Annotated in this window: 15 protein-coding genes; all 15 read right to left on the bottom strand. The window is 37.2% G+C overall.

What is annotated here, in order from left to right; all coding sequences use genetic code 11:
- Nucleotides 1–570 precede the first annotated feature (570 nt).
- Nucleotides 571–1,248 (bottom strand): hypothetical protein, encoded by a 678-nt coding sequence (locus ACTJJF_RS18610; RefSeq protein WP_440700617.1) that lies wholly within the window; start codon nt 1,246–1,248, stop codon nt 571–573.
- A gap of 6 nt (nt 1,249–1,254) precedes the next feature.
- Nucleotides 1,255–2,118: a dTDP-4-dehydrorhamnose reductase gene (gene rfbD, locus ACTJJF_RS18605; RefSeq protein ID WP_440700616.1), complete on the bottom strand. Its 864-nt coding sequence runs from the start codon at nt 2,116–2,118 to the stop codon at nt 1,255–1,257.
- A 49-nt stretch (nt 2,119–2,167) separates the two neighbouring features.
- The gene (locus ACTJJF_RS18600) at nt 2,168–2,653 is read right to left on the bottom strand and encodes an acyl-CoA thioesterase (protein ID WP_312298700.1); all 486 of its coding nucleotides are present in this window, start codon (nt 2,651–2,653) and stop codon (nt 2,168–2,170) included.
- A gap of 70 nt (nt 2,654–2,723) precedes the next feature.
- A complete protein-coding gene (locus tag ACTJJF_RS18595) occupies nt 2,724–3,227 on the bottom strand; it encodes an OmpH family outer membrane protein (RefSeq protein ID WP_440700615.1) in 504 nt (167 codons plus the stop codon).
- 66 nt (nt 3,228–3,293) lie between these two features.
- Nucleotides 3,294–3,848 carry an OmpH family outer membrane protein gene (locus ACTJJF_RS18590; RefSeq protein WP_312298703.1) on the bottom strand — a complete coding sequence of 185 codons (555 nt, stop codon included), beginning with the start codon at nt 3,846–3,848 and terminating at the stop codon, nt 3,294–3,296.
- 9 nt (nt 3,849–3,857) lie between these two features.
- Entirely contained in the window at nt 3,858–6,392 is a 2,535-nt protein-coding gene (bamA, locus tag ACTJJF_RS18585) for an outer membrane protein assembly factor BamA (protein ID WP_440700614.1), read from the bottom strand.
- Nucleotides 6,393–6,419: 27 nt separating this feature from the next.
- On the bottom strand, nt 6,420–7,169 hold the full coding sequence (locus ACTJJF_RS18580; RefSeq protein ID WP_312298707.1) for an isoprenyl transferase: 750 nt from the start codon (nt 7,167–7,169) through the stop codon (nt 6,420–6,422).
- Nucleotide 7,170: 1 nt separating this feature from the next.
- Nucleotides 7,171–8,061 (bottom strand): DUF6089 family protein, encoded by an 891-nt coding sequence (locus tag ACTJJF_RS18575; RefSeq protein ID WP_312298709.1) that lies wholly within the window; start codon nt 8,059–8,061, stop codon nt 7,171–7,173.
- A gap of 213 nt (nt 8,062–8,274) precedes the next feature.
- On the bottom strand, nt 8,275–10,773 hold the full coding sequence (locus tag ACTJJF_RS18570) for a polysaccharide biosynthesis tyrosine autokinase (protein WP_312298711.1): 2,499 nt from the start codon (nt 10,771–10,773) through the stop codon (nt 8,275–8,277).
- A gap of 4 nt (nt 10,774–10,777) precedes the next feature.
- Entirely contained in the window at nt 10,778–11,641 is an 864-nt protein-coding gene (locus ACTJJF_RS18565; protein WP_409514638.1) for a polysaccharide biosynthesis/export family protein, read from the bottom strand.
- Nucleotides 11,642–11,679: 38 nt separating this feature from the next.
- On the bottom strand, nt 11,680–12,798 hold the full coding sequence (locus tag ACTJJF_RS18560; RefSeq protein ID WP_440700613.1) for a glycosyltransferase family 4 protein: 1,119 nt from the start codon (nt 12,796–12,798) through the stop codon (nt 11,680–11,682).
- Between the two features lie 107 nt (nt 12,799–12,905).
- The gene (locus ACTJJF_RS18555; RefSeq protein WP_440700612.1) at nt 12,906–13,907 is read right to left on the bottom strand and encodes a glycosyltransferase family 2 protein; all 1,002 of its coding nucleotides are present in this window, start codon (nt 13,905–13,907) and stop codon (nt 12,906–12,908) included.
- A 3-nt stretch (nt 13,908–13,910) separates the two neighbouring features.
- Nucleotides 13,911–14,981 (bottom strand): formimidoylglutamase, encoded by a 1,071-nt coding sequence (locus ACTJJF_RS18550; RefSeq protein WP_312298718.1) that lies wholly within the window; start codon nt 14,979–14,981, stop codon nt 13,911–13,913.
- 147 nt (nt 14,982–15,128) lie between these two features.
- Nucleotides 15,129–17,690, bottom strand: a complete 2,562-nt coding sequence (gene topA, locus ACTJJF_RS18545; protein WP_440700611.1) for a type I DNA topoisomerase — start codon at nt 17,688–17,690, stop codon at nt 15,129–15,131.
- Nucleotides 17,691–17,962: 272 nt separating this feature from the next.
- Nucleotides 17,963–21,397: a T9SS type A sorting domain-containing protein gene (locus ACTJJF_RS18540; RefSeq protein WP_440700610.1), complete on the bottom strand. Its 3,435-nt coding sequence runs from the start codon at nt 21,395–21,397 to the stop codon at nt 17,963–17,965.
- Nucleotides 21,398–21,399 lie beyond the last annotated feature (2 nt).

Here is a 21,399-nt window from a genome sequence, read left to right as displayed (position 1 = left end):
GTTTATTTAACATAAATTTCATATTCGGAACGTATTTTATCATAATGAACTGATCCGTAGAGAGAAAAATTTTAAACAATTGTTTGAGGATGGGGATGGAGGGTGAGAAAATAAGAAGGTGAAGTTTTTTTTGGAGTATATATAATGAGAATAAGTAATGAGTAATGTTTAATGAGGGTATAAGTGATGGGCATACTTATATTATAGATGCTTTAATATTATACTGTGCTATTCAATATAAAGAAGCGTGTATGAAATGAGTGTTGGGATGCTTAAGGCATGACAAAGTGGTCGCATATGCCTCACGTGGGCAGTTTGTGTTTTCAGGTTTTGGCTAAAGCCTGTGGAATTTATTCTTTTTGAGGAGAACGGGTTAAAGCCCGTTCCTATTGAATACAACAAGCCCGAGTATTGATCTTTTCCCGGGAGGTTCTATCATATCTTACTATTTCTTACAATAGCCTGAGTGCTGATAAATAACACTATAAAAAGGCTAAAAGCAAATTTTTAATCAAAATAAAAATACCCGGTATAATTATACCAGGCATTAGCTATTTATATAATGTACTTTTATTGCTCTTCTTTATAAATCAAGCTTAAAAATTCTGCGTAAGACTTTTCAAGTCCTATAATGTCTCCTGATTTTAGATTTAAACCTCCTACACCGGATGTGTCTGATTTCACTTTTAGGGATGAAATCTGAAAATACACTGTTTCGTCACCTGCTTTTGGCTGAATTTTGATGGTAGATCCTAAAAGTTTTCTGGTTGAAATAGTATAAACTTCTCCCGGAACAGTCTTCAATTTTAAAAATGATCTTGGAGAAAGTGTATAGTTCTGTTTATTGATGCTTATTTTCTGGTCTTTTTCTGAAGATGCGAATATAAACATCTCACCATGCTGAACAGCCAGCTTTTCTTTAGGCGTATAATATAATGCAATCTTATAGTTGGCCGCATTGAATGGCAGTGGAGTTCCGTCAACATTTTCAAAAGGTTTCAGGGTAAATGTATTGGCTCCGATTTCTTTTGCTTTTTTATAGATCATGGAAAATACGGCTGCATCATCTTTTGAAAACCCCTGAACTTCCACTTCTCCTAAAAAAACAGCATCCGTAGCAGCGTCTTCCTTTTTATAAAGGAACTTATCTTTATTATCATTTGTTTTTTCAACCTTGGACAGATACACATTCTGAGCATTCCAAAGCTGTACACACAATACGGAAAGGATAAAGGCTATATTTTTCATATTAGTTTATGATTGTGCAAGTATTTCAACACATTCTTCAAGGCTGTTTTCCCAATGTTTAGGTTCTATTTTGTAAGTCTCTTCAATTTTATCCAGAGACATGGTACTTCTTACAGGTCGTTTCGCAGGAGTTGGGTACTGTTCCGTAGTTAAAGGGTTCAGCTTAATAGAAGATTTTGAAAATTCTGCGATTTTTTGGGCAAATTCGAACCAGGTTGTTTCCGGATAGTTTGAAAAATGAAATATTCCATAGGTCTTTTCCGGAGTCTGAATGATCTCCATGATGGCTTCTGCCAGGTCATTTGCATTTGTAGGCTGCCCGTACTGATCAGCAACAATTCCCAATTCTTTTTTCTGAGTGAAAAGATTCAACATTGTTTTCACAAAATTCTTATTAAACTCAGAGTATAGCCATGAAGTTCTCAGGATAATGGTGTGAGGGTTTATTTCCAAAGCAAGCTCCTCCCCTTTTCTCTTCGAAGCACCATATACTCCGATAGGGTTGGTAAAATCATCCTCTGAATAAGGAAGATTGGTATCTCCGTCAAACACATAATCTGTAGAGACATGGATCAAAACAGTCTTAAAATCCGCGCATGCCTGAGCAAGGAAAGCAACTCCATCCGCATTCACGGCAAAGGCTTTATCTTTTTCAGTTTCGGCAAGATCAACTGCCGTATATGCTGAAGCATTGATACAGTAATCAGGTTTATTATTGTAAAAGAAATCATTGACCTGACCTTCGTCTGTAACATCTAATATAGACGAATCTGTGAATATGAACTCATAATCAAGTTCAAAATCGGGTGCTATCTTTCGAATACAGTTTCCCAACTGTCCGTTACTTCCTATTACTGCTATTTTTTTCATTTATACTATTATTAATTTTTAATTGCCAAAGATTCTTTAGGGAACATCACTAAGAGTTCTTTGCATTTTGAGATCTTAAAAACTTAACTCTTGACTGGAAATCTTTCTGTACTAAATCCACATAAAATTTATCGAATATTTCTTTTATTTCTTCAGGATGTACTTCGGATCTTCTTGTTTTTACATTAAAATAAATAACGGTTACCCAAAGTACGGCATGAATTGTTTTTTCATCCAGACTTTTCATTAAGATTTCCACTTTGGCAGTTCTGTCCTGTATATCGATGGTTTTACTGCTGATCACTACCTGTGTATTGTATCTTACTTCTTTCAAATAGGCAATTTCATTTTGAATAGCGATCCAAGTACAACCGGTTTTTTTGGTGTATTCCTCGTAGGTAAATCCATAAAAAGTTTCTACATGATCTTCTCTGGCATTAAACATATAATCCAGATATTTTACGTTATTCAAATGTCCGATCGGATCACAGTCACTAAATCTGACTTTTACCGTCGTTGATACTTCTTTTTCCATTCCGCAAAAATAAAAAAACCGCCTCTAATAGAGACGGTTGGTTTTATAAATCTTTGTTAATTTGCAGAAATTATTGAATTCCCAGCTCTTTCTTTACAGCTGCTGTTGCATCTGTTCCGGCTTTATAAAGGAATGCAGGAGAGTTTGCATCCATAACGTACTCGTATCCGTTTGCTTTAGATACTTTTTCTACAGCATCATTTAATTTTTTCTCAATAGGACCGAACACTACTTCTTGCTTAGCCTGAAGATCTTTTTGAGCTTTGTCTTGCATTTGCTGAATTTCGTCAGCTAATTTTTTCATTTCCTCTTCTCTAGCTTTGTTTTCGTCAGCGGTTTTCTTAGGAGCCTCTGTCTGGTATTGCTGGTACTTAGTTTGAGCTGCATCTGCTTTTTTCTTAATCTCAGCTTGTTTTGTATCTAAGAATGTCTTAAGGTCAGCATCTGCTTTTTTCTTTTCAGGCATCGCATTAAGAACTCCCAATACATCTAAAGTAGCAATTTTTTGAGCCTTTGCCATACCTACCGATACAACCATCATCACTGCTGCAAATAATACACTTAATTTTTTCATAATTGGTAAATAAATAATTTAATTTGTTTTTAGATTTTAAATTGAAGTAAAAGTTAATTTTAAAAATTACTTTTTACTTTTATTACTAGTTTTCTCCTTCTTATCCGTTCCTTTCAATAAAATAGTCAACACTTTTTCTGTGTAATCGTATTTTCCCTGAAGAAAAATAACACTAATGTTATTGCTTTTATCAAGAACTATGCCCAATCCATTTTTTTCAGACATTGTTTTGATAGCTCCCCAGATCTGATCCTGGAACGGCTGAACAAGATTCGTTCTGAGCTTTGTGATTTCACCATTGGCTCCGAAACGTAAACTGGTTGTTGTTTTAATATTTTTATCAAGATCTACAACTTCTTTTTCTCTCAGTTTTAGCTGATCTCCAATCAACAATACTTTTTCACTTTCAAATGCTGCCTTTTTACGTTCGTATTCTGTCTGCAGATTCTGAAGTTCGGACTGCCAGGTATCAATCTGTGCATTAAGCCTTGCTTCAGCTTCTTTATACTGAGGTAATTTATTCAAAATCTCATTGGTATCCACTACTCCTATTTTCTGAGCATTGCTCAATCCGAAGAATAAAAGTAATACGAATGCGAAAGTTATTTTAAAGTGCTTCATATTGTATCATTATAAAGTTTGGTTCATCAGGAAGTGGTTACGCCATCCTGATTTTTCTCCTGATATCGTTTTGTCTAATCCAAGTGCAAAGTCGAATCCGATTAATCCAAATGCTCCCATATATACTCTTACCCCTATCCCTACTGATCTTTTCAGCTGGAACGGGCTGTAAGAACTCCATGAATTCCATACGTTACCTCCTTCAGCAAATGTCAATGCATAAATTTTTGCTGTCTGGTTCATTGAAATCGGATATCTTAATTCTAAAGTAAATCTGTTATAGATTGTTCCCCCACCTCTTTGAGTAATGTCTTCTGCAAGACCTCCTTCTGTTGAAGCGTTTTCATATCCTCTTAAAGGAATCAATTCTCTACCGTCATATCTACCTCCGAAAAGTCCTGTACCTCCCATATAGAATCTTTCAAATGGCGGAGCTCCCAGTTTCTTGTTGTATCCATCCATGAATCCCATTTCTGCAGAAGATCTCAATACAAGTTTACCGATGATTTCGTTATATACATCTGCTTTGAATTTGATCTTATAGAACTCCATCCACTTATATTTATCAACAGGTTTCATCGCATCGTAATCTTTGTTACTGAACAATGAATATGGCGGAGTCAGTTTTGCGGAAAGCTCTACATTGGATCCCATAGTTGGGAAAATAGGGTCAATCCCGGCTGAGTTTCTGCTCAGACCTAAGTTGATACTAAAGTTATTGGCAGAACCGTTGTTTTCTGTAGTATCCCCAAACTGGAACGGATAGTTGTTAAAGTCGTATTTCTGGAACTGAAGACCGGTATATAATGAGAAATAATCATCAGGCCAGTTCAACAATCTGTTCAGACCTGCTGATGCAGAGAAAATATTTAATTTCTGTGCATATCCGTATTGGTCTGAATATCTTACTCTTGAATTATTCAAACTCACAGAAAGGGATGTCTGTCTTACACCAAATAACCAAGGCTCTGTGAATGAAATTCCATAATTCTGGAAATACTGTCCGGCCTGAACCTGAATGGAGAAAGTCTGCCCATCTCCCTGAGGAACCGGTTTAAAGTCTTTAAACTTCAGGAAATTCTTTAATGAGAAGTTATTGAACGTAAGTCCCAAAGTTCCAATAAAGCTGTTCCCTCCGTATCCGGCCTGTAGCTGCACCTGTGAAGATCCTTTTTCTACTAACTTCCAGTTGATATCTACAGTATTATCTGCCTGATTTGGCTGAATATCCTGTCCGATCTGCTGAGGATCGAAGAATGACATTCCCGCAAGATCGAAATAAGTTCTCTTGATTTCGGTTTTCTTGAATAATTCACCCGGTTTTGTTCTCAGCGCTCTAAGAATTACGTGGTCATGGGTAGTTGTATTTCCCTGCCATGTCACTTTATTCCAGCTGGCCTGTTCTCCTTCATTAATTCTGATCTCCAGGTTTACCGCATCACCATTTACTGATTTTTCAACAGGTGTTACGTTCGAGAAAAGATAACCGTTATTCATGTAAACGGATTTGATATCGGAATCATCTTCTTTACCGCCGTCTTCACCAACTTTCTTGTTGAATCCTACCGCATCGTAAATATCTCCTTTTTTATATCCTAATAATCTCTGCAAATATTCTGTAGCATAAACTGTATTCCCGGTGAATGTAATATCACCGATATAATACTTTTTACCTTCGTTCAATTTTACATTGATCTCGTAGTTGTTTCTTTTATTCCTCCATACAGAATCTGAAACGATCTTAGCGTCTCTATATCCCAGGGAGTTGTAATAACTGATAAGACTCTGTTTATCTTCCTGATATTTGTCTTCGATGAATTTTGAAGATTTAAGAATACCACCGATCCCGAAACGTTTTTGTTTGGTTTCTTTAAAGGCTTTGTTTCTAAGCTTTGCATCGGTCACATTTTCATTTCCTTCGAACTCAATATGATCGATTTTAATTCTTTTTCCTTTTTCTACATTGATAGTCCAGTCTACTAATGCCGGATCTCCTGCATTTACTTTATCCTGAATGGTGATTTTGGCATCTGCAAAACCTTTTTTGATATAGTCTTTCGGGATATTGGTCTTCAGACTTGATACCAGGTTTTGGGTGATCTTTGTTCCCGGCTTAAGGTTATTATCCTTAGCCATTTTTTCATTTTTAGATTTACCAATCCCTTTTCCTGTAAATTTCACTTCACCAAGTTCTTTCAGGTCTTCCAGGTAGAATCTTAAAACTACAGTCTGGCCTTCAATGCTTTGAACATAAACTTCCACTTCAGAAAAGGATTGGGTATCCCAAAGCTTTTTAACAGCATTACTGATTTTCTGTCCCGGAATGTCTACACTTTCACCTTTGGTTAATCCTGTAAATCTCAGAATCTGAGCTGGTGTGTATTTTTTTACCCCATCTACAACGATGTCTTTAAGCGTATAGGTTCCTGCCTCATTTTCTGCATGTACAGCATTATTTACTTTAGTGCTGTCTTGTGGAGTTACTTGTCCATAAAAATGTGCAGAAGCAGCAAACATAATGATGGGTAATAGTCTAAACTTCATTTTATCGAGTCTTTCTTTTCTTTAAATTTATTGGCCTTGTATCTGCTCTCCGGTCATTCCGTATCTTCTTTCCTTGTTTTGATAATCAACAATACACTGGAAGAAGATATCTTTGGTGAAATCCGGCCATAGAACGTTTAAAAACTGTAATTCCGCATAAGCGATCTGCCAAAGCAGGAAATTGCTGATTCTAATTTCCCCGCTGGTTCTGATCAGCAGATCTACAGGAGGAAAATCTTTGGTATAAAGGTAATTTTCGAATAATTTTTCGTCAATATTCTCTACTTCTACTTTTCCTTCTTTTACATCAGCACTTATATTCTTTACGGCATTCAGAATTTCATTTTGTGAGCCATAGCTAATCGCTAATACAAGGTTTCCTTTTGTGTTTTCTTTTGTAAGGTCTACCACACGTTGCAATTGTTCTCTGACAAGAACAGGCAATTTTTCAAGGTTTCCTATTACATGCATTCTCAATCCTTTGCTGAAGATTTCTTCTGCCTCAAGCAGCAGGGTTTCTACAAGCAGATTCATGAGTGTATTTACTTCTTCAGTAGGACGGCTCCAGTTTTCTGAAGAAAATGTATATAGTGTTAAATAGGGGATATTGATCTCATTACATGCATTAATGGCATTTCTTACAGCATTAATGGCATTTTTGTGACCGAAGGTTCTTTCTTCGCCACGAGATTTTGCCCATCTTCCATTACCATCCATGATGATGGCTACGTGTTTTGGTAAATTCTCAGAATTTATTTTATCTTTAATCAACGACATATTATTCACAATAACATGGAGGTCTTCCAAACGAATACGTCAGTCCTAAACTGAATGTATTCATCCAGTCTTTGGACTTTCCATCTCCAATATTTCTCTTATTAATAAACTCCTGTTCTCTTTCTTTAGAAACGGCATAATAACTTCCGGACTGCAATAATGAAGCTCCGGTAGCAGGGTCTAAGATATCTGCATTATAAGAAGTTTTCACATCTTTTTCCAGTATCTTACTGTGATCCAGCTGATCCGTCAGGGTATACCTGAAGGTAGCTTCTGCAAATATAGCCCAGGTATGGTTGAATTTATATTTCAAACCTACCCCAAAAGGAAGATGCATGGTTACTTTTTTCCCTAGGGAATAATCTGCAGTTGTTTTGTAGTCCAACTCATTTATCGGAGCCAGCGCTACTCCATCAGCATCTCTTCTGAAATCATGAACAAGAGTTGCTTTAGGGGCATCAAACATTAAAGCACCGATACCTCCAAAGATATAAGGGCTCACCATACTCACCTGCTCATTATTTACCGGGAAAAAATTGTATTCAAACATTAAGCTTGCCTCATACACGTTGTTTTTCCCAAATGAGTTTCTCATTCTTCTATAGTCTTCTTTTGCCGCTTTATCGCTAAACTGAATCTGGTTATATCCTAAATCCAATCTAACAGTCTGATGCGGGTTAAAATTAAATCTGTATAACACTCCTCCATAAAACGGGAATCCCCAATCTGATACTCTGTTTAAATCCAACGGCTTTTGTAAAATATAATTTGTCCTTCCTACATCTCCCACTAGGTTACTCATCCCTAGACGAACTCCCAATTCGTTTCTTTGTGCTTTTACACTTACCACTCCAAGGAAGGCAAGGAAGCTAAACAATAATTTTTTATTCATAAAAGAATATGGATTTATGGTTATTTTAAAATTTAATTTTTGCAAATATAAAACATTTTTATATTAATGATAATCTTAATGTTTAGTTAAAAATAAACAAAAAAACATAATTTGTTATAAAGTAAACGGCAAAGTGTCAAAAATATTCTTTTTTTCATACTATGAAAATAGACAGAGTATGAAAAAACCCCCATTAAATGGAGGTTTAATGCTTTATTTTTTGTTAAAGAATCTCTGTACCCTATTCCTGATTCTGATCAGTAACGGCTCTTTATAATTCTTATCTTCATCGAAATATCCGTAGCCGTAACCATAGCCGTAGCCATAACCGTAGCCGTAACCATATCCCTGTTTTGTATTGTAATCATTATAAACAAGACCCAGATTACTGATTTCATCATTATGATACTTTTCTGTAATAAGCTTCAGCATATATTTTTCCGTATATTCATGACGTACAACATAGATATTGGCATCAGAATGTTTCATCAGTTCATAGGAATCGGCTACCAGACCTACCGGTGGGGAATCTATAATAATAAAATCATAGATTTCTTTCAATTCCTCAATAAACTTAATATTTCTCTGGCTCATCAATAATTCTGAAGGGTTTGGCGGAATTGGCCCTGAAGTAGCAACGTCCAGATTAGGAATTTTTGTTTTATTGACGATCTGATCAATGCTTACCTCCCCTGTCAGATAATTGGATATACCATATTTATTATCAATTTTGAAGTCTCCGAAAATTTTCGGTTTTCTAAGGTCCATTCCCAAAAGGATCGTTTTTTTATCACTCAATCCTATTACAGAAGCAAGGTTAATCGAAATATAAGTTTTTCCTTCTCCTCCGATAGATGATGTTATCAGGATTACTTTTCCTTTCTCATCTTCGTTATTCATCAAAAATCTTATATTGGCTCTGATTCCTCTGAAGGCTTCAGACACGGATGATTTTGGTTGCTCCAGAACAGTAAGCATACTTTCGTTACTGTTGTTGCCAATTACTCCAAGAAGTGGAATTTTTGTGGCTCCGAGCAGCTCTTTAATATTTCTTATCTTATTATCCAATACCTCGCCAATCAGAATAAACAGCAAAGGAAGCAGCAACATTCCAGAGATAATAGCCGTTTTAGCCATTTTGATATTAGGAGCAATTGGCCCCTGTCCCAAATTTTTGGCCGGGTCTATTACCGTAATATCCGATTTATTGGTTGCTACATTCAGCTGGGTTTCATTCTGTCTTCCCAATAAGCTGTTATAAGTAGCCTCAATGATATTATATCCTCTTTCAGCATCCAGGTATTTTCTTTCTTTCTCAGGATAAGAGGCCAAGTCTAAATTGGCATCAGCTACTGCACGATCAATTTTGCTGATTTCATCATAATATTTTGTATAATAATTTCTCAGGCTACCTGATGATCCCATTCTTGCCTCGTTGATAAGCCTGTTGATCTCTTTCATAGGTTCTGACGACGGCTTATAGATTGTAGCCATTTCCTGTCTCTTTGCATACAGGGCTTTAAGCTCTGCAATAGTTGCTGTAAACATTCCATCTTCAAACCCGGCGGCATTGGTGGCAATCATTTTCTCAAAATTCTGAGACTGAAGGGTATTTCTGATGTTATCCAGGGAATTGATTTTACTTAGGATATCTGCTTTTTTGCCTTCAAGCTCTTTTATTTTTTCCAGAGATTTTTCGTCTCTGTCTTTAATGTTATAAAGTTTTTCCGATGTTTTCAGATAATTCAGAACCGAAGCACTTGAGTCTAATTTCTTGCGAATGTTATCAAGGTTACCCTGAAGATAGGTTTCTGTATTTTTATTGACGATGTTTTTATCTTCAAGTCTTTTTTTCTGTAATTCATTGACCGATTTATTCAAAAAGTTTACAGTGCTGTTCAGATTGTATCCTTTTTTAGTAATAATCATGATCGTAGAAATTTCTTTATCAAAATCCACACTTACAGTAGACACAATATCATTAACTCCCTGATTAACTGAACTCAAACTTACAATAATATTATCAAGTTTAATATTTGGAAGTACAGGGTTCTGAACTAACTTAAATCTCAGATTGGGAGAGGTATACCATTCATTTATTTTAATAATCTTATTGGCAGGTCTTGCATAAGCATTAATATTCTGAAAACCTTCGCTCTCATAGCTGTATAGGTTGGTAGACTGGCCTTCTTCCGGCAAAACCACTTCAAAGGCTCCATTACCTTTTGGCATCAGTGTGATAGGGTAATTGATCTGCTGAAGATGCTTTTTGTCAATTTCAAGAAAAATAGGGGAATCATTCTTATCCAGATAGGTAGATTTGATCACGCCTTTAGTAGAATAGTTGACAAACAGCCCTAATTCTTTTACCAAAAATTCATTATGTGATCTTGAAAGAAGCATTTTCTTCAGATAAACTCCATCCTGGTTCCCTCCCTGACCCCAGATAAAGTTAATAGACTGGTTCGGGGTAAAATAACTTGAAGTATTATTGGAAATACTTAAAGAAAGGTTGGAAGCATATACATTCTGTGCATAATATTTACTGTACACCCAAGAAATGGCGTACCCAATAAGCAGCATGAAAGCAAACCAATACCAGTTTTTAAGGATTCTTCTTAAAAAGTGTTCTATATCAAACAATGCAAACGACCCATACTTTTCTTTCAGGGCTTCGTTTTTTCCTACTTGTGTATCTTTTCCTGGAATCATAGGATTAAAGATTTTTTAGAAGTAAATAAATCGACAACGCAGTAGTAATTACCGAAACACCTGTAGTTAAAGTCTGAATTGGGTCTTTTCCAAATCCGTTCAAGCTTTTTGCTCTTGTATTCAGATAGATTTCATCTCCATTCTGTACATAATAATAAGGCGAATTCATAATATCCTCACGGGTAAGATCTATTTTGGCAATTTTAATTCCTTCCGGAAGTTTTCTGTGGATCACCACTTCTTTTTTATCAATTGTCCTGTTCAGCCCCCCATTGATTGCTAAAGCTTCAGTAATGGTAAGGGTATTTTTATGGGCTACTTTTTCTCCGGAAAGTCCTGTTGTTTCAACATCTCCGAGAATATAATATGTAATTCCGTCTGTATTCAGCCTAACTTCGGATTTCCCTTCCTGGAAGTTTTCGTTTACTTTTTGCTGAATTTCTTTTGTAATATCATCAAGTGTTCTTCCTTCTGCTTTTACATATCCTATTCCAAAAACATTGATATCACCGTTGGAGTCAACTTTTAGGCCGTTAAAGTAGAAGTTCATATTTCCACCCCGGATTCCACCACCTCCTCCGGTTCCTCCTCCTGATAAAGCAGTACTGGTTCCAGCTCCTGCATTTACTCCTCCGGATGTGTTGTAAGCAGAGTAGAACTGTGCAGCATCTCCTTTTGGAGTTGTCACAATATTCAGGTTGAGAATATCATTTTTTGTAATCCTGTACACAGGAATATTGTAGGGAACAAGACCTTCTTCGTTGATGACAAGACTTTCGCTTGGCTGCAGATACCTCACATCTTTTGTTGTGATACATGAGGTCACTAAAAAAGGTAATATTAAAAATAAATACTTAAAGTTCTTCATCATATTTGAATATTGTTTACAAAAGTAATATTTAATTGTTAATTTTTGTTATTTCTTAACCGATATAGCAAATCCGGAAGGTAGGCCCCGAAAAAACCCAGTGCCAGAACGATTAAAAGAAGCAGGTTTACATTAATGTGCCTGAAATAATAAGCAACAGCTACAATCATCAGATAATAGAGGATGATGTAAAATGTAGATCGCCTGTGGGTAAGGTCTAATTTCAGAAGTTTATGGTGAATATGGTTTTTATCAGCATCAAATGGTGATTTTTTATTATAAAGTCTCACCATAATCACGTTCAGGGTATCTACAATCGGAAGAATAAGAATGGCAACGGCTACTACAGGTGCAGACTGCAGATGATATCTCGGCACATCAGCCAGTTTTTTATCAATAAAAATATCAATAAAACAAATAGAAGTAAAGGCCAGTAAGAACCCCAAAAGCATAGAGCCTGTATCTCCCATAAATATTTTATTGGTTCTGTAGTTTGAAAGATTATAATATAAAAATGCCAGTACAGTTCCTATGATGATCACAGACAGAACTACCAAAGGATAATTATACTCACCCAATCTATAATAACTTATTCCGAACAAGGCACTGCAGATCACAGAATATCCTCCGGCCAGACCATCTATACCGTCAATAAGATTGAAAGCATTGATCAGGATAATAAAGGTAATAATACTGAAAAGAACACTTACAAAATACCCCAGCTCATACACTCCGAAGATTCCGAATAAGCTTCTGATCCTGATATCTGAACCAATCACCACCAGTGAAGAGACCACAATTTGTGCAACCAGCTTCTTATAAGCCCTCATTACAACAATATCGTCCATTACTCCTATATACAGCAGAATAATAAACGAAGCAAACAGGAATTTGTAGAGATCAAACAATTCGTAAGCAAAGATAGATGCACAGATCCCGATGGAATAAAAGATGGCAATACCTCCCAGATTGGGAATTTTCCTAAGGTGAGAACTTCTTATTCCTGGCTCATCCATAAGATTTTTTCTTCTGGAAATCTTTACGATAGTAGGAATAGAGAAAAAAGTAATTAAAAAGGAGAATACGAAACTTAATCCTACCTTCACATAGAAAATAGGTATTCCCGACCCGCTTAAGAACAATTCAAAATTTTTCATTCTTTTCTTATCCAGCACTTGTATCTCCTATGAAAATTACATACAGTCTTATAAATCAGCTCTGCATCATTTTCTATTGATCGAAACAATAGTACTTACATTTGTGTTTATATTAACTTTCTTATCAGTTTTTTCTGTCCGGCAAAAAATAACAGATAAAAAATCTTTTTTTTCAATGGCAAAGATAAAAGATAATTTTTACCAAAACGACTATAGTTCAATATATCTTGAATTTTTATTTGTCTTTCTCTCATAAAAGCAGACAGCTGATCTGACATTTTGTAAAATACTTCTTCTTTTTTCACAAAGGCCAGATACGCCAGGAAAGAATAGACTCCTTCAAATATCTGAAAATTTTTCAGTTCTTCTTTTTTGTGAGAATATTTCGATCCGTCAAATGCCTGCTCTACATCCATAACCGCCTTAAGCATATCAAGCCCTTTCTCTGTATGAGTTCTGGTAATGGAATCTGACCGCTCGAGATACTGATAATGATAGTTCTGGGTCTGCGCAATCGCATCACACTCAAGCAAAAGCTGAGGAATGAGCTGTATATCTTCAAAATGAACGCCTTTCTTAAATCTTCTCTGAGCAAAAAGTTCTTTTTTAAAAAGTTTATTACAGGCAAAATAACTGATATCGGCAAAAACAGAAAAATTATTTTCGAGGATAATTTTCTCCGGCATGTTGGGAAGCTGGGTAAGTTTTTGGGTAATCTTTCCGTTTTCATCCACTTTCCGGATGTTGCAGATGACCATTTTAGCCTGATGTTTTTCGGCCAGAAGAAGCATTTCTTCAAACATCATTTCCGTCACATAGTCGTCACTATCCACAAAACCTATATAATCTCCTGTTGCTTTATCAATTCCAAAATTGCGGGCATCACTTAAACCTCCGTTCTCTTTATTGAAGGCTTTTATTTTCTCCGGATAATCCCGAGCGTATTGTTGAATAATTTCTTCAGATCTATCTTTACTCCCATCATTCACCACAATGATTTCAATATTCTGCAGACTCTGGCCAACGAGAGAGCCAAGGCATTTTGTCAGATAATTTTCGACATTATAAACGGGAACAATGATAGAAACTTTTGAGGGAATTTGTGTCATACATTAAATTTTCGTCAATCGTGCATTCAGCCAGCCTTTTTTAGCTTCATCAAAATCTTTTCTGGAACAGGGAATACAGTTCTCTATATTTTCGTCATCACCAAAATACCATAAATTACTGAAAGTATCACGCTTGAATGCATATTGCCTGTCATCAATCAGGACATAAAACAATTCGTAATGTCTTTCTTTCGGATGAGTATGCTGGATATTGATTCCTTCGATAAGATACCAGAGCATCTGTGCTAAAAGCTGATGATTCAGCTGATTTTCCGAATAGATATTATAATTAAAGATACCTACGGATTTCAGGTTTTCGCTGAGTCCGATCTCTTTCATATAAGCACAGATTTCTCTTCTGTTCAAACCATTGACCTGCGGATTCATGGAAAAAGGTTCGCTGAAGCTCTCAACAGCATCACAATTTAACGTTACCATATCTGCTTTTCTGAAGAAAGGCTCTGTTTTTTCTGTGGAATTCATCATTTCGGCAAGGCGGATAATATCAAACTCTACTTCTTTGATGAGTCTTACGGAATCCATCTCATTCAAATGTTTCTGGTAGCCCAGATGATGATAATTTTTAATGGAAAAGTTCTTGGCCCCGAAAATTTTGCTTAAAAAGGTATATTCATTGATCGTCTCTCCCTGTTGAAGAGAAATAATATTGCTGATCTGGGTATAATTGATACTTTTCTTATGAAAATTCAGCGCAGAAAATAATGAAAAAGCAAAATCATTGGAACCCCCGATAATCACAGGAATTGCTCTTTTATAGTGGCATGCCGAAAGTACTTCCTGTAAGATATAATGGGTATCCTGAACAGATTTTCCCGACACCAGATCCCCAAGATCTACAACAGGAATTTCAAAATCCATCTGCGAAAGTTTATAAAATTCCTTTCTTACTGCCGTGAAATCCTGTACCTCAGCATCTCCGCCCGCTCCTCTGTAATCCGAAACAAATAACAGCACAATACTGTCTTCCCTGATATCTTTTGTAATCCGACTTCCTATCTGCCAGCTTTCTGTTTTGAAATTTCTTGGTGAAATGATAAAGTCTTCGAAATCCATATTTTAATTTGAAATGTAATAATTGATAATTGCTTGATGTAACAAACATACAAAAAAACACCACAACTGAAGAGTCTATCACTGGTTTTATTCATAAAAAAGCCGTTAACAACTATCTGTTAACGGCTTTGTATTATTGTTTTAAGATTACTTCTTTTTTGCAGCTGGTTTCTTTGCTGTAGTGGTTTTCTTTGCAGTGGCTGTCTTTTTGGCGGCAGGCTTTTTCTTTTCTGCAAAAGCATTTTTATCCTGATCGGTGATCCATTTTTTCACCTCATCCAGAGAAACTTCTTTCAGCTCTTCTGCATCATATTTCGTTTCATCTTTTTTCTTCGGAATTTTGAACATTGCTTTTCCGAACTTGATGAAAGGCCCCCATCTGCCGTTTTCAATGGAAATCTTTTCTTTTTCCCACTGCTGGATGTATCGGTTGGCTTCTTTTTCCAGTTTAGCATCAATCAGCTCGTTGATATCGCTTTGAGAAAGATTGTCAAAGTTGTATTTTTTCGGAACATTCACAAAAATATCCCTGTATTTGATAAACGGTCCGAATCTTCCTGTTCCTTTTGTTACCGGCTCTCCTTTATACGTTGCGATAGGTGCATCTGCTATTTTCTTTTCACTGATGATTTCCTCTGCACGTTTCTGATCTACGGAAAGCGGATCTTCCCCTTTCGGAATGCTGATATAAGTATCTCCCCATTTCACATAAGGTCCGAATCTACCGACACCAACAGACACCGGCTGCCCATCCACTTCACTTAGCTCAAAAGGTAATTTGAAAAGTTCCAGGGCTTCTTCAAAAGTGATGGTGGCAATATTCTGACCGGCCATTAAAGAAGCAAAAAGCGGTTTTTCTTCATCATCAGTTTCCCCAATCTGAATCATTGCACCGAATCTTCCGATTCTTGCATGAACATTTTTTCCGGTCTTCGGGTCAACTCCCAACAGTCTGTCCCCTGTCGCACGGTCTGCGTTTTCTTCTACATCTTCAATTCTCGGGTGGAATTTCGAGTAGAAATCCGTCATCATTTCTTTCCATTTCTGGTCACCGTTGGCAATTTCGTCAAACCCTTCTTCAACTCTTGCTGTGAAGCCATAATCCAGAATTTCTCTGAAGTTATCGGTTAAGAAATCATTAACTACTTCACCAATGTCTGTAGGAACGAATTTATTTTTATCACCTCCGAATTTCTCGTCAAGCACCACTTTTTTGATCTTATCTTTTGCCAAAGACATTTTGATCACCTCACGGGTCTGCGGTTCAATTTCACGTTTGTCCACATATTCCCTGTTCTGAATGGTCTGAATGGTAGGAGCATAAGTAGATGGTCTACCAATCCCTAATTCTTCAAGTTTTCTTACCAGTCCCGCTTCTGTATATCTTGCACTTGGTCTTGTGAATTTCTCAGTAGCAGTAATGGTTTTATAATTTAAAATCTCACCAACTTTTACTTTTGGCAATAATTTTTCGTTGTTTTCTTCATCATCATCTTCTGTTTTTACGATACCGTAAGCTTTCAGGAAACCATCAAAAATGATGACTTCACCCTGGGCTTCAAAATGATGAGGCAGTGATACATTTCCAATCTCAATGACTGTTTTCTCAATTTTGGCATTCGCCATCTGGGAAGCAAGGGTTCTTCTGTAGATCAGCTGATACAGCTTATTCAACTGTGCATCGCCTATACTTTTCACAGCAAAATCCGTAGGACGGATGGCTTCGTGGGCTTCCTGTGCAGATGCAGATTTTGTGGTATAATTTCTTGGAGAAGAATATTCGGCTCCGTATTCTGAAATAATTTGTTTTTTAGCTCCTTCAATGGCTTCCTGGGAAAGGTTTACCGAGTCTGTTCTCATATAAGTAATAAACCCTTCTTCATAAAGTCTCTGTGCCAGACGCATGGTACTGGTCACATTATACCCTAATCTTGAAGAAGCTTCCTGCTGTAATGTAGAAGTGGTAAAAGGGGCTGATGCCGAACGTGTACCAGGCTTTGTTTCAACATTCAGAACTTTGAATTCCGTAGTTTTGGCCTGCTCAAGAAATTTTTCAGCCTGCTCTTCTTTTTCGAAATCTCTTTTTAGTTTGGCAGCAATTTCCTGCTCTGTATTATTTAAGAAGATCCCGTCAAGTTTAAAGCTCGCTTTAGGAGTAAACTCACGGATTTCTTTTTCTCTTTCAACAATTAATCTTACAGCTACAGACTGCACTCTTCCTGCAGAAAGTCCCGGTTTTACTTTTTTCCATAAAACGGGAGACATTTCAAAACCCACGATTCTGTCCAGCACTCTTCTTGCCTGCTGGGCATTCACTAAGTTCTGATCAATATCTCTTGGATTTTCAATGGCTTTTAGAATGGCGTTTTTGGTAATCTCATGAAAAACAATTCTTTTTCTGTTTTCCGGCTTCAGTTTCAATTCATCTGCCAGGTGCCATGCAATAGCTTCTCCCTCACGGTCCTCATCGGATGCGAGCCATACCATATCTGCTTTCTTTACGGCAGCCTTTAATTCGGTTACCAGTTTCTTTTTGTCTGCTGAAACTTCGTAATCAGGACTGAATGTGGCAAGGTCTATACCCATTCCTTTTTTAGGAAGGTCCCGGATATGCCCGAAACTGGATTTCACTTCAAAATCCTTTCCTAAATATTTCTGAATAGTTTTTGCTTTTGCCGGGGACTCTACGATTACTAAATTTTTCGACATTCTAACTAAAAATTTTTGCAAAAGTAAAGCTTTTTTATTATATACTTTTTGTAAAAAGGTTTTAATTTAACAATTAAAGCTGTTCGCCAACCGTTCCCGCAACCCTGTATAAAGGAATCAAGTCCTTTGTACTGTATGGTTTAGCCGGTTATTAACGTACAGATATTAATGATATAGAATTTTTCATCAGTCGTCATAGATGCAAAAATATGCTTCATTACAAAACAATGGAACAGACATACTAATTCACTGTTTTTATTACTTTTAATACTCTAGCGTTTTATAATTTTCTCAACTGCTTCAGAATTATTTATCCTGATCAAATAAACACCTTCACTTAATGATGATACATCTGTCTGATTATTAACAAACTTTCCTGATTTCACAAGCTGGCCTAATGCATTATAGATCTGATAATAATAATCTTTGTTCTGCGAAGCTTTTATGTGAAGAATACCCAATACCGGGTTAGGATAAAAAGAAATTTCATCCTGTGCAGTTTTTGCTTCGGCACTTGCCGTATCTAATGTCTGATTGACAGGCACAATACCATTTCTTGAGACAGGTCCTTCTTCGTTTCCATTGGCATCATACTTTATTTTCACGCACCGGCATCCCATTCCGAAGTACGGATCATTATTATCATGATAGGCCATAAACCTGTTTGTTGCGGAGGCTGCATCGAAAAGTATATTTACAGGTCTTCCCAGATAATTTGAAGTCAAAGCTCCGGTCCAAACCCCGAAATATTGAAAATTAATACTATTAAAGTTTCCTTGTGGAGACTGATTAGCAATTACGCTTCTAAATCCCCTTGAGCCGGAATCCGGATAATTGCCTACAGGATACACCGGGCTGTTAAATATATATCCCATAGTAGATGTATTGGACGGATGCCTGACTCTGGTTCCTGAATAATCTGCTGTTATGCTGTAAGAGGTTGCTATATTTTTATCTTTTTTATACCAAGGGGTCTGACCGAAATCTGAACCTGAAACCAATGCCACATCCATCACATCCGGAATTCTCCACCCTTCCGGACAAGGATCAAACGGAGATTTCTCACCTCCTCTTCCCCATCTGTCTAATTCAAGGTTGGGCTCTGTCCCTAGCCAGTCTGTCCCGTTTGTATAATTAGGCACCGCACTGTTAAAAGGAGCAAAAGTACTCGGGATCATATAGACTAAAGGATTTTTAGCGGAATAAGACAATATTTTAGAAATTTTGTCTGCCGGTTTATCTGCAGTCTGTACTCCGGATGATGTAGCATAAGTATTATAAGGAACGATATAAGTTCCTGACAAATTATTGTAAGCATCAGGAGTAAGTGTGGTATAAGAAACCGCTCCGTTAGCCACTACTGTCCCTAAAAACAAATTAAAGAAACTTTTATTATCAATATTCTGAAATACAGGAAGCGGATCTTTCCTGCCCCATTGGTAATGCATTCCTGCAGAAGCCCGTATCCTTGTCAATTCTTCCGATGTAGGAGAAAGAGGATTTACCACATTGGGAAAAACATTTACAGCGCCCATATCACGATCCATAAACGTGGTCTGCAATACAACATCTGCTTTGTTTACATAGTTTATATAGTTCACTGCTGTGGCTACCGGAGCCTCTGTTGTATAAGTATAGCCGGTTATAGGAGTATCCGTCACCCAGATATGCCAGCTCCAGTATACAGGAGCAGAGATACTGCCGTTATGTAGAGTCACGACGGCATTTCCACTTTGGTTGGGAGCTATTTCCACGGAGATTCTGGAATTTGTCAAATCCTGGAGTGAAGATGGGGACGCATTGACCATTGAAACCTTACTGATAAGGCCTGTATTCGTAGTCCATAGTATATTTGCTTTTAAATTATTAAAATTTGAAGGGTTTAAAACATCCGTATTATCAAGCAACTGGCTTTGAGCCGAAAATGCTTTACTCACAGGTATTTCTATAACGGAAGATGATCCGCTTTTTACGATCTGATAAGTATTGGGGTTATTCAGACCTTCTCTGTATTCCGCCGCCGGAGGTAAATATTCTGTAGGGAAATCATAATCATTCACAACATACAACGGATCTTTGATACATCTGCATCCGTTGGCATCTGAAGTATACATTCCGGAAAGAGGAAAATAGTAATATCTTCCTTTGATATCAGGATAATTGGAATCCGGAACATCAGGCTGTGTTTTATCAGGGATCATTGACAGCCCTCTCACGCTTACTGCCGGTGAGGCATCAAAATGCCGGGTCATTGTTGCTGTCCACAATGCAATATGATGCTGATCACTATACTGCCCTAAGTGTGCTCCTCTGATCAGCTGTCCTGTTCCCGGAAAAATCCCCATATTATTCCCACCGGCAGCAGACAGATCGAATCCAATATTGGGATACACTTTAAACCCTGTCATAAAGCCGGGAACTCCGGCATCAGTAGGTTTTACAATATGATATTTATTGGTTTCAAAAATATTTTTAGCCGTATTTGTTTTAACCCCGAAAGGTGAAAAATCTATCCGGATATCGTCAATATAGGAAGGAGATGCCAGATTAGCTACCAATACAGAAGGGATGCGCCAGCCGTTCGGACAGGGGTCATAAGGAGATTTATCCCGGTAAGGTTTGGCCTTGTCGTCCGTATTATAAACAGTTTCAATTTTGCCCTGTGCATTATCAGACCAGAGATTAAGTTCAGGAAGCCTGTTATTCGGCAGACTTGTGGATCTGCCAAACCAATTGACAGGGAGATTAACGTTGTTATTGTAATAGGCCTGACCCGTATTATCATCTTTATTCACATAAATAAGGCTCAAAGGTTTTTTCACTGCAAGTCTTATATTGCTGCTGACCTCAGCACTGGAAAGTAAAACAAACTTCCTGAGATCATCAATACTTATTGCACCGGTCATATTCTTTGCTCCACGATGCCTGATACGCCCCACAGATCCGGAAACCTCATAGAAGTCATTTCCTCTTGTCACTAATGGCGGAATAGGATCTTTTCTTCCCCACTGATAAAGAAGTCCGATATTTCTGTTCCAGTCTGATGAAGTCATAGAACTCGTCAATGCCCCCAAATTCCTGTCCATCCATTTCCAGTCAGAATCCGGGATGGGCTCAACCGTTCCATCAGCTTTCATTCTTTTAATATTGTTAAAGCTTTTGTAAGTGGAGCCATTCGTAGGGTCGTCTGTCACCCAGATATGCCAACTCCAGTAAATCTCACCGTTTACTTTTAGGGCTATTACAGCATTTCCTTTTTTTGCTTTATTGATGGGCACTTTTATTTTTGCACTCTGTCCGGAATCTACAATCTCTAAAGCATAGTTTGTTCCCGACTTTATCAGCCCATGAGCATCTTCCCATAATACATCTGCCGTCACAGGCCCCGCAGGAATCCCATTACCATTAATGTAGCCTCCTCCTTCCCACATTGCATATGCTTTTCTTACAGGAATCAACAGTCCTTCACTGTTCTGCGCAATATCGAAAATATAACTGTTGGGAGCCTTTTTCCAATCCGGAACCAGTAATCCAGTTCTATACTTATTTCCCGGTACTACAAGTGAATCTGCTTTTTTTATGGTTGATACACCATCGAAAGTCTTGTCCGAAAGAAAATTCCGTTTTGAAACTATATTTCCTTTAAAACCAACTGCCATTACGATCAGGCAAATGAATGCCGCTAATTTTTCAGCTAACCTTTTCATAT

It is taken from the genome of Chryseobacterium sp. 22458 (genome assembly GCF_052044975.1).
In the GTDB taxonomy this organism is placed as follows: domain Bacteria; phylum Bacteroidota; class Bacteroidia; order Flavobacteriales; family Weeksellaceae; genus Chryseobacterium.
Note: the sequence above shows the minus strand (reverse complement) of the source record. Positions and strands in the feature narration are given on the sequence as shown.